Annotated in this window: 8 protein-coding genes; 4 read left to right on the top strand and 4 right to left on the bottom strand. The window is 68.2% G+C overall.

What is annotated here, in order from left to right:
* The 3 genes from AB0B89_RS16135 to AB0B89_RS16125 form a co-directional block, all read left to right on the top strand.
* Positions 1–994 (top strand): S8 family peptidase (locus AB0B89_RS16135; protein WP_358552949.1); only part of this gene is annotated, 994 nt, incomplete at its 5' end.
* Positions 995–1176: 182 nt separating this feature from the next.
* A complete protein-coding gene (locus tag AB0B89_RS16130; RefSeq protein WP_358552947.1) occupies positions 1177–1620 on the top strand; it encodes an SSI family serine proteinase inhibitor in 444 nt (147 codons plus the stop codon).
* A 445-nt stretch (positions 1621–2065) separates the two neighbouring features.
* Positions 2066–3649 (top strand): ImmA/IrrE family metallo-endopeptidase, encoded by a 1584-nt coding sequence (locus AB0B89_RS16125; RefSeq protein ID WP_358552945.1) that lies wholly within the window; start codon positions 2066–2068, stop codon positions 3647–3649.
* A gap of 33 nt (positions 3650–3682) precedes the next feature.
* Here AB0B89_RS16125 and AB0B89_RS16120 read toward each other — a convergent pair whose 3' ends face one another.
* The gene (locus AB0B89_RS16120) at positions 3683–4543 is read right to left on the bottom strand and encodes an SAM-dependent methyltransferase (RefSeq protein ID WP_358552943.1); all 861 of its coding nucleotides are present in this window, start codon (positions 4541–4543) and stop codon (positions 3683–3685) included.
* Between the two features lie 390 nt (positions 4544–4933).
* Here AB0B89_RS16120 and AB0B89_RS16115 point away from each other — a divergent pair, with 390 nt between their 5' ends.
* Positions 4934–5395, top strand: coding sequence for a peptidase inhibitor family I36 protein (locus AB0B89_RS16115; RefSeq protein ID WP_358552941.1), 462 nt, complete (start codon positions 4934–4936; stop codon positions 5393–5395).
* Between the two features lie 96 nt (positions 5396–5491).
* Here the strand turns inward: AB0B89_RS16115 and nrfD are convergent, their stop codons facing one another.
* The 3 genes from nrfD to fdh form a co-directional block, all read right to left on the bottom strand.
* Positions 5492–6430: an NrfD/PsrC family molybdoenzyme membrane anchor subunit gene (nrfD, locus tag AB0B89_RS16110; protein ID WP_358552939.1), complete on the bottom strand. Its 939-nt coding sequence runs from the start codon at positions 6428–6430 to the stop codon at positions 5492–5494.
* 30 nt (positions 6431–6460) lie between these two features.
* Positions 6461–7249 carry a 4Fe-4S dicluster domain-containing protein gene (locus AB0B89_RS16105; protein WP_358552951.1) on the bottom strand — a complete coding sequence of 263 codons (789 nt, stop codon included), beginning with the start codon at positions 7247–7249 and terminating at the stop codon, positions 6461–6463.
* Positions 7250–7372: 123 nt separating this feature from the next.
* The gene (gene fdh, locus AB0B89_RS16100) at positions 7373–10594 is read right to left on the bottom strand and encodes a formate dehydrogenase (RefSeq protein WP_358552937.1); all 3222 of its coding nucleotides are present in this window, start codon (positions 10592–10594) and stop codon (positions 7373–7375) included.
* Between the last annotated feature and the right edge of the window lie 45 nt (positions 10595–10639).

Genomic DNA, 10639 nt, shown 5'->3' with positions numbered 1-10639 from the left:
GACCTACAAGCATGTGTTCAACGGCTTCGCCGCCAGGCTGACGCCCGCGCAGCTCAACCGGTTGCGGTTCCAACCCTCCGTCGCGGCGATCGAACAGGATGCCCTGGCCTACGCCTTCGACTCGCCGCCACGCCCGGCCGGACCGGTGACGCGCGTTCCGCCGGCGGGGCCCACCACCTCGTGGGGGCTCGATCGCATCGACCAGCGACGCCTCCCGCTCAATGGCCAGTTCAATTCCCGGCACACCGGTGCGGGGGTGACCGCCTACATGATCGACAGCGGCATCGACCCGACCAACACCGAGTTCAGCGGCCGCCTCCTGCGCGGCTACACCGCCATCGACGACGGGTACGGCACCAGCGACTGCCTGGGCCACGGCACGATGACGGCCGGCATCGTCGGTGGCACCACCTGGGGCGTGGTCCACGCCGTCAAACTGGTTCCGGTCCGTGTCCTCGGCTGCGACGGCAGCGGCGCGTTCTCCGGGATCATCGCCGGGTTCGACTGGGTCGCCGCCAACGCGCACAAACCCGCCGTCGCCAACGCCTCTCTCGGAGGGTCGAAGTCCGACGCTGCCAACGCCGCGGCCACCGCGCTGGCCGACTCCGGGGTATTCGTCAGCGTGGCCGCCGGAAACAGCTCCGCCAACGCGTGTGAGGTCTCCCCGGCCAGCGCCCCCCGGGTGCTGACGCTCGGAGCCTCCGACATCACCGACGCCTTCGCCTCGTTCAGCAACACCGGCCCCTGCGTCGACATGATCGCTCCGGGGGTGAACATCACCTCGGCCAAGCGGGGCGGCGGCAGCACCTCGGGCAGCGGAACCTCCTTCGCCGCTCCCTACGCCACCGGGGTCGGCGCGCTGTTCAAGGCGGCCTACGGCGACTACGCCACGTCCACCGTCCTCACCTGGCTCGTCAGCGCGACCACTCCGAACGTCCTGAGGGGCGTGCCGAGCGGCACGAACAACAGGCTGCTGTACTCCGCGGGGCTGTAGCCCATCTGCTCCTACGCGGGACGACCTCCTCGACAGCGGGCCAGGAGTTGGCCCTGACCAGGCGAGACGTTGGCTCGTGCCCCTAGGGCCAGATCTTTGACCAGCAGATCTCCGCGATCAAGAATGTGACCGTCGCCACAACATGACCAGGGGGAATACGCATGAGAGGTTTCTGGGGAGGTGTGGCCAGCATCGCTGTGATCCTCGTCGCGGTCACGGGATTCGGTCAGCAAGCGGCGAATGCCGCCTCGGCCGGCCAGCCGCCGCCGAGTGCCTCCGCCGCCGCGTCCGGCGCGTCGGAGGTGATCGCTTCGGCCAAGGCGCTGGTGCTGGTGGTCGGCCAGGGGCCGGTCCTCGTACCCCCCTCCCGGGCCGTGGTGTTGCAGTGTGCGCCCAAGGGAGGCGGAACGCACCCGAGACCACGCGAGGCCTGTGCCGTGCTGGCCCGTGTGGACGGCGATGTGCAGAAGCTGAAGAGTACGAACGGACAGGTCTGCCCGACGATCTACGAACCGGTGACGGTGTCGTCGGTCGGCGTCTGGGACGACCACTTCCTGTTGTCGATAAGCACGTTCGGCAACCCCTGCGAGCTCGCGAGCACTCTCGGGCCTGTGGGAAGTTTCTGACGACCCGCGACGAGCGAGCCGGCGAAGGACCCAGGGAACGCCGGGCCCTTCGCCGGCTCAGGCTCGTACCCGCCCTCCCGAGCGTGATCTACGGGGACACGATGGTGGCATGGAGTTGTTCCCGGCGATGCCGCTGGCCGGGTGGCGCGAGACGTGCGCGTCCGCATCGACCTGCCACACTTGTTCGACCTTCCTGACGCGAGCCGGCCGTTGGACCACACCGATCACGCCATCGCCCCCAGCGACACGGAGAGCACTGAGGACCGCAGCATCCAGAGTTTCCAGCGCGTAGCCGCCTCCAGATGACACGATGTTGAACGGCCGCGATTGACTCTGGCATGGGCAAGGCATGAAGCGCTGCGGCTTTGCGGCCTGTGAGACGGTGGGTGGCTTCTGAGAAGATCGACCGTAGAACGGCACGTAGAGCGAGAAGGCGCCGTGATCGATGACCATTACGTGGGAAAAGTTCGCCGGTAACACGGACATCTTCGCTTTCAGACTCGCCTTCATGCCCGATCCCGACTCAGGAACGGGGGCAACTGGGGAGGAGGCGACATCATGGGGCTCTTTTCAACTGTGGGTGGAAGGGCAGAACCTATGCGCACATATCAGCCAGGGTGAATTGCTGCAGAGGACTCATTGGTATCTTCTCCCGCTACTGGAGTGGCTGGCCGAGCACTGGAATGCGCTCCTTCACGAGGAGAAGCTCCCCAACCGCAATGTCGAAGAAGCTGCCGCCACCGCCCTGATAATGACGCGCAACGCTCCGGCCCTCGCAGAGGAGGCGGAGACCGTCGCATGGGAGGAAGAGTGGTACGAGTGGCATCAACGTCATGCCCTGCGGGCGGCGCGCTCAGGCGGTCTTATCCCTAACATAGTGATCCGTCGATTTCGTGATTCAATCGAGGTGAGCTGGGACGACGAGCCTATATCGGGGGCGCCGACCGGGTTTCGCCATAGCGCGGCCACTGGTGTTTCCTACTTTTATCCGGAGCAGGTCGCCGACCCGCTGTACGAGGTTCTGCAGGCGGCGGCGGAGCATCTGATGAGCATGAATCCGGGCAGCGAAAGAGTGGCGACACTACGTGAGAAGATCGAGAGTCTCCGGCTTCCGGGCCAGCACGACAGCCGACTCAACTGGCTGGCCGGTCTTCGAACACTTCCTCCACTCCCCGGGCGTATCCAGGGCAGTCTCCTCGAAGACGACATGCGCAGCCGATGGGAAGAGATCATCGCTGCCCTCAAGAGTTCCGGAAACAACGAGGGAGCCCAAGCCGCACTGTCGGTCGAGGAGTCTCCGCTCGTCATCGCCGGTTCGTGTCACGCGGCCTTGCTATTCAGCTCGCTGTCACCCACGGTGGCAAGGGAGGATGTCCGCACGCTGGCGTCTGTGTTGCTAGAGCAATACTCCAGGCAAGCGACCGTGAACTCCCTTGACGAGTTGAGCGAGCATGTTCTTCCCAACCTGACCGTACCGGCATGGGAACAAGGATATGAGCTTGCCGAAATCATCCATGCGGACATGGGAGATGCTTTTCCAGACGGCTGGGTGGACGTAGCGGGGTTGCTCGAACAACTGGGCGTCACAATTGTCTCTCGTAAGCTGCAAGATCTGAACATACGCGCCTGCTCGATGGTGGGTCCACATCATCGACCGACCATCGTTCACAACACCACGTCGTCATTTTTTGCTTCTCGTAACGCCCAACGATTCAGCATGGCCCATGAATTGTGTCACTTGCTCTTTGACAGATCGCGCGGACAGAAGCTGGCCATCGCGAGTGGTGCGTGGGCTCCCAGAAGCATAGAGCGGCGGGCGAATGCCTTCGCGGCGATGTTCCTCATGCCCACCAGGTTGGTTCAGCAAGCCATCGCCGACGCACCAGATCCGATAACCGACTTGGAAGGCATTACAGCCATCGCGGCTCGCTTGCGGGTAAGTCGGCGAGCCGCCATCGAGCACTTGTACAATCTCACGCTTATGACCGACTTCGATCGCGACGAACTCCTCAGCCAGGTACAGGACTGAGCCCTCTGGAGATGAGCCTTCAGCGCTCCGGCCCTATCGCTGCGCTCTTGCGCGGGTGAGCAGCGACAGCTCGTAGGGCCGGAGAGCGTCGGATCTGTCCCATAGCGCGGCGTCGACCGTGTCGCGCTGGTGGACGTGCTCGATGACGGCGAAGCCGTGCTTCTCCAGGAGGGCGGACATACCCTCAGGGCCGAGGAAGGTCAGCCAGGGTTCGCCGCCGTCGGCCGACACCGGCGTCACGGCCTCGACATACGCCTGGCCCGCCTCGTCCCGCAGGTCCTCGGGAAGCATGCTGTCGCTGACCAGCTCGGTGCCGGGCGCGAAACCGCCGATCACCGCGAGGGTCTGCCCGATGGCCGCGTGGCTGAGGTACATCGTGACGCCGAGCCAGCTCACGAACGCGGGGCGGGACGGATCGAACCCATGGAGGACGAGACTGTCGAGCAGCGACTCGGTCTCGAAATCGAGGGGGACGAAGGTGACGGCCCCCGGCGCCGCGACCCCCGCTTCCTCCAGCAGGCGGCGCTTCCAGCGCTGCGTGGCCGGATGGTCGACCTCGAAGACCCGGACCTGGGCGGCGGGCTCCCCCCGGTAGGCGTACGAGTCGAGGCCCGCGCCAAGGATCACGTACTGGCCGACGCCACCCCGTATCGCCTCGGCGAGGCGGTCCTCGGTGTAACGGCTCCGGGTGACCGCCGCCGCGCGGGCGCCCGCGAGGACGAGATGCGTGCCGTGCGCGCGGTGGTAGCCGACAAGCTCCTCGGCCCGATCTCCCAGCAGCTCGTAGGCCAGGGTGTCGGCGAAGATCCTCGGCTCGTCGTCGACGATCAGATGCGCGGCACGCGCGGCGGCCGCCATGAGCGCGGTCTGGCTCGGCTCTCCATTGGAATTCACGAGGAGACACTACATATAGATTTTTGCATTATATCACAAAATAAAATCTTTCAGAAGTACCTATGAATCACAATCGCGAAACACCTGACGAGTATCGCATTACAGCCTTCACCGGCCATCGGCCGCCGCGCCCCCAGGCCGTTTGCGTCATCGGGGCTCGGGCGAGTTGCGAGCCTTTGCCCGAAACAGACAGGCGTCTCCTTCAGCCCCTCCCCAACTGCGGTGTTGGCGGCGGCAAACATCCGACGGCTCGCGCTCACCGTTCGTGGGCAATCAGATGCTCCCCGTGTCTAATGGCTGACGCATGAGGAACGGCCAGGCCGCCTGGAGGGTCATCCCCTTGAGGGCCGGCTCGGCCGACCGGACGTCATCGATATCAGGGGAGAAATCGTGACAAATCGTGTCGTGTTCTGTCTCGGGACGGCCGCCGTCGCGGCCTTGACCGCGTTCTCGCTCCCGGCCGTGGCGGCCATGGCCGCCACGGTCGACGACATTCCCGCCGCCGACTCGGGGCTGCCTTCTGGCGTCGTCAAGCTGGGTGACAGCGAGCAGTGCCCCACGAAGACGCTGTGCCTCTACCGCGACTACGGCCGGGGCGGTCCGGCCTACGGCGTCGGGGCCGGCCACCCGGTCGACCTCAACAAGCTGCCCATCGCCGGCGGTACGGCCGGACGACCCAGCGCGGCCAACAACATCTCCTCCTGGGTCAACAACACCGACCACAAGGCGAAGCTGATCAACATCGACGCACCCGGGCTTACCCGCACTCTGAAGGCCGGGCACTCGCTCGAAGAGCCGACGGCCACCAACGACACCGTTGACAAGATCGAATGGGCCGCCGGCGCCAAGTAGCCTCCACCCCGCCCCGGGCCGCCCGACACGGACGGCCCGGGGCTTTCACGTCCGGGGCCTTGAACGGGCGCTCACGTCCAGCACCTGCAGGGGCGCTCACGTACGTCCGGCCGTCTCCGCGGCTACGCGGGCGCGTTGGGGGATGACGGTGTAGCGGGGGTCCGCGGCCGAGGCGACACCCGCCGAGAACACGCCGAGCCGGACACAGGCCGACGCCGCCATGAGAGCCGCTCCGGAAAGCACGGCGAGGGAGCGCTTCCGCCCCGCCAGCATCGCGCTGGCGGCGCCCGCCACGGCCAGCGCCTCTCCCGCACGCAGCAGCGTGCCCGCGCGTCCCCGCTCGTACGACTCGGCGATCATGCCCATGCGGCGCCGCATCAGCCGCCCGGCGACCAACTCCAGCGCGGCGCCGAAGACGGCCGCACGGCGCGCGGGGGCGTTCTCCGACGCCGGCGCCGCGATCATGGCGGCGCCCGCCGCCGTGGCCGTGGCCGAGCCCGCGAACAGGAACGGCATCTCCCGGAAACCCTCGTGCCAGGCGGGCACGGCGGTGTCGCTCACCAGCACGGCCGTGTACGTCGTGACCGCCGGGCCGATCACCGCGGCCCCGTAGCACGCCGCCCGGCCGGCGAGGGGGCACCGTCCGGTGACGTCGGTGACCAGGCTGACTCCGGCCAGTGGCGCGTACGCGGCCAGCAGCCAGGATCCGACGTTCATCGGCGAGGTGGGCTTGAAGGTCCTGAGCATGTTGAGGAAGCGCTCCGGCCGGCCGAGATCCTCGACCAGCAGGACCAGCGACATCGTGATGCCGGCGAGCGCGGCGACCTTCCCGGCCCGCGCGAGCCCGGGGCGCCCGGTGAGCTGCCCCCCGGCCGCGAACACCGACGAGGCCCCGGCCAGGCCGCCCAGATAGAGGTAGCCGCCGATGTTCACCTCGCGCCAGGTCGGCGCCTTCAGGATCGGGCGGTTGTAGTACGAGATGTACTCGTCCGCCATCTGTGTCGCCTGACCGTCAAGGAGGCCTCGCGTCGTCATCTCACTCTCCTTGTCGCGTCGATGCGCGGTTCATCGGGGTCCCGCGACGAAGGCGGTGGCGATGCCGCAGGCCAGGGTCAGCGCGGCGACGGCCGCGTGCCGCCACATCGAGCCGAGGTCGCGCGTCGTGTCCTTCGGGGCCGGGGGCAGGCCGTACACCTCGGGCTCGTCGAGCAGCAGGAAGAAGGCGCCGTTGCCGCGCACCCCGTCCTGCGGGTCGTGGCCGTAGAGCCGGGCGTCGGCGACACCGTCCTGCCGCAGTTCCTGGACGCGGGCGGCGGCGCGCGGCAGCAGCTCGTCCAGCGGCCCGTACTGGATGGACTCGGTCGGGCAGGCCTTGGCGCACGCGGGGGTGAGGTCGTCGACCAGCCGGTCATAGCACATGGTGCACTTGAACACCCGGCCGTCGTCCTCGCGCTTGTCGATCACACCGTACGGGCAGGCGGACACGCAGTAGCCGCAGCCGTTGCAGATGTCCTGCTGCACGACCACGGTGCCGAACTCGGTGCGGAAGAGCGAGCCCGTCGGGCAGACGTCCAGGCAGGCGGCGTCGGTGCAGTGCTTGCACACGTCGGACGCCATCAGCCAGCGCAGGCCGGCGGTGCCCTGGTCACCGGAGTCCGCCTGCTTCCTGATCGGCTTGCGCTGCTCGATGAAGGCGACGTGCCTCCAGGTGGACGCCGACAGTCGCTCGGTGTTGTCGAAGGACAGCCCGGTGAACTCGAACGGCGGGTCCGCCGGAAGCTGGTTCCATTCCTTGCAGGCCACCTCGCACGCCTTGCATCCGATGCACACGGAGGTGTCGGTGAAGAACCCCATCCGAGGCGGATGCTCGGCGTAGCCGGTCTCCTCCTGGACCTCCGGCAGGCTCGTGGCCACCGGGATCGGGCGCACGGTCATCTCCGGCCCCCAGGCGCGTGGGCACGCTGACGCACAGCCATCTCAGACCTCCTGGTGGGCGGGCTCGGTGATGCCGGCCCGCCGGCGGAACGTCTCCACCAGCCGCGGCAGCCCGGCCCCGCGCGGGCGCCGTCCGGGCTGGATGTCCGCGGTGAACGCCTTGTCCTCCTGGATGTCGGCGTTCGGGTCGAGCACGATGGGCGCCAGCTCGTTGGCCGGGTCGCCGGTGGCGCAGCCGTTCGGCCCGTAGTGGTAGGGCAGGCCGATCTGGTGGACGACCCGGCCGTTCATGCGCAGCGAGGGGATCCGGTCGGTCACCAGGACCTTGGCCTCGATCGCGCCCCGGGCGGTGATGATCGTGGCCCAGCCGCCGTGCTCCAGCATGCGTTCATCGGCGAGCGACGGCGAGACCTCGCAGAACATCTCAGGCTGGAGCTCGGCGAGGTAGGGCAGCCAGCGGCTCATCCCGCCCGCCGTGAAGTGCTCGGTGAGCCGGTAGGTGGTGACGACGTACGGATAGACCTCGCTGCCCGGCGGGTGGTAGCGGTTGCCCGGACGGTCGTACGTCACCCGCGCCGGGTTGCTCCGGTGCGTGCGGTACAGCGGGTTGTCACAGGGGGTGTCCTGCGGCTCGTAGTGCACCGGCAGCGGGCCGTCCATGAGCCCGGCCGGGGCGTACAGCCAGCCCTTGCCGTCGCCCTGCATGATGAACGGGTCGATCCCCGACAGCGCGTCGGTGCCCACGGCGTCGTCCGAGGGCCGGTAGCCGGGCGGGCGGTCCTCGATGAAGTCCGGGATGTCGTGCCCGGTCCACCGGCCCTGGTCCGCGTCCCACCAGACGTACGCCTTGCGCGGGCTCCACGGGTTGCCTTCCGGGTCGGCCGAAGCGCGGTTGTACAGCGTGCGCCGGTTGAGCGGCCAGGCCCAGCCCCACTCGTGCGACACCCAGCTCTGCTCGGTGTGGGGCTTGCGGCGGGCCGCCTGGTTCACCCCGCCGGCGAACACCCCGCAGTAGATCCAGCAGCCGCACGAGGTGGAGCCGTCGGCGCACAGCTCGGTGTAGGACGACAGCGGGCTCCCGTCCGGGCCGTACCCGTTGATCTCCTGGAGCACGGCCTCGGCGCTCGGCTCCGCGATCTCGCCCTCCACCGGGTAGTCCCAGGTCAGGTCGAGGATCGCGCGGTCGCTCGGATCGGTGGAGCCCGCCAGCCGCTCCCTGATCATGCGCCCGAGGTGGTAGACGAACCACAGGTCGCTGCGGCGGTCGCCGCTCGGCGTGACGGCCTCCTGGTGCCACTGGAGCAGCCGGTTGGTGTTGGTGAACGTCCCGCTCTTCTCGGTGTGCGAGGCCGCCGGGAAGAAGAAGACCTCGGTGGCGATCTGGTCGGTGCGCAGCTCGCCGCTCTGGATCTCCAGGCCGTCCTTCCACCAGGTCGCCGACTCGATGAGGGCGAAGTCGCGCACCACCAGCCATTCGAGGTTGGCCATGCCGAGCCGCTGCAGCCCGGTGTTCGCCGAGCCCACGGCCGGGTTCTCACCGAACAGGAAGTAGCCCTTGCACACCCCTTCGAGCTGCGCCATGACCGTGTCGTACGTGCTGTGCGAGCCGGTCAGCCGGGGCAGGTGCCCGAAGCAGAAGTCGTTCTCCGCCGTGGCCGCGTCCCCGTAGTACGACTTGAGCAGGCTGACCACGTAGGTCCGTGCGTCGGCCCAGAAGCCCTTCCGCGTGCTGATGACGTCGACGAACGTGTCGAGGTTCTCGTCGGTGTGCGCGTACGGCATCGGGATGTAGCCGGGCAGCAGGTTGTACAGGGTCGGGATGTCGCTGGAGCCCTGGATGCTGGCGTGGCCGCGCAGCGCCATGATGCCGCCGCCGGGCCGCCCGATGTTGCCGAGCAGCAACTGCAGGATGCTCGCCGTCCGTATGTACTGCGTGCCGACGGTGTGCTGCGTCCACCCCACCGCGTACGCGAAGGCGCTGGTGCGGTCACGCCCGGAGTTCGAGGTCAGCGCGTCGCAGACCTTCAGGAAGGTCTCGCGCGGGATCCCGCAGGTCTCCTCGACCACCTCCGGGGTGTAGCGCGCGAAGTGCCGCTTGAGTATCTGGTAGACGCAGCGAGGGTGGGTCAGCGTCTCGTCCCGGTCGGGACGCGGGGTCACCGGGGCGCCGCCCGATCCGTGCGCCTCGCTCCTGCCGGGCATGTGGTACTCGTCCAGCCGCGGCCGCCGCCCCGAGACCGCCTGCACCGGGGGCCCCTTGTACCGCCAGGTGCTGACGTCGTACGTGCGCGTCTCGGGGTTCCATCCCGAGAAGACGCCGTCCAGGTCCTCGCTGTCGAGGAACTCGTCGGAGACGATGCACGCGGCGTTGGTGTAGTTGAGGACGTACTCCCGGAAGTCCTTGCCCTCCGTCAGCACGTGGTTGACGATCGCCCCGAGGAACGCGATGTCGGTGCCCGCGCGGATCGGCACGTACAGGTCGGCCATGGCGCTCGTACGGCTGAAGCGGGGGTCCACGTGGATGATCGTGGCGCCGCGCCGCTTGGCCTCCATCACCCACTGGAAGCCGACCGGGTGCGCCTCCGCGAAGTTGGAGCCCTCGATGATGACGCAGTCGGCGTGCTGCAGGTCCTGCATGAACGTGGTCGAGCCGCCCCGGCCGAAGGAGGTGCCGAGACCGGTGACCGTCGAGCTGTGGCAGACCCTGGCCTGGTTCTCCACCTGCACGACGCCGAGCCCGGTCATCAGCTTCTTGATGAGGTAGTTCTCCTCGTTGTCCAGGGTGGCGCCGCCGAGGCTCGCGATGCCCATGGTCCTGGCCACGCGCCTGCCGTCGTACTCCTCCTGCCAGGTCTCGCGCCGGGTGCGCACCACCCGGTCGGCGACCATCCGCATGGCGGTGTCGAGGTCGAGCCGCTCCCACTCGGTGGCGTACGGCCTGCGGTACAGCACGCCGTGCTCGCGGCCGGGGCCGGTGGTGAGCTGGAGCGTCGCCGAGCCCTTGGGGCAGAGCCTGCCCCGGCTGATCGGCGAGTCGGGGTCGCCCTCGATCTGGACGACCTTCTCGTCGCGGACGTAGACGTCCTGCCCGCAGCCCACGGCGCAGTAGGGGCAGACCGACTTCACCACCCGGTCGGCGGTGGCGACGCGGGACCTCAGCGCGTCGGTCTTCCGTGACCTGACCGCCGCGCCCAGCCCGCACGGGTCGGGGCCGGTGAGCTGCCGAAGCACCGGCCACCGACCCAGGAAACCGCTGATCCCCATTTCGCCCCCCGCCCGCACCAACTCGGCGAATCAACACCGTTGCCG

It is taken from the genome of Sphaerisporangium sp. NPDC049002 (genome assembly GCF_040649355.1).
GTDB lineage: Bacteria > Actinomycetota > Actinomycetes > Streptosporangiales > Streptosporangiaceae > Sphaerisporangium.
The sequence above is the reverse complement of the archived record's forward strand: the minus strand, read 5'-3'. Positions and strand labels throughout refer to the sequence as shown.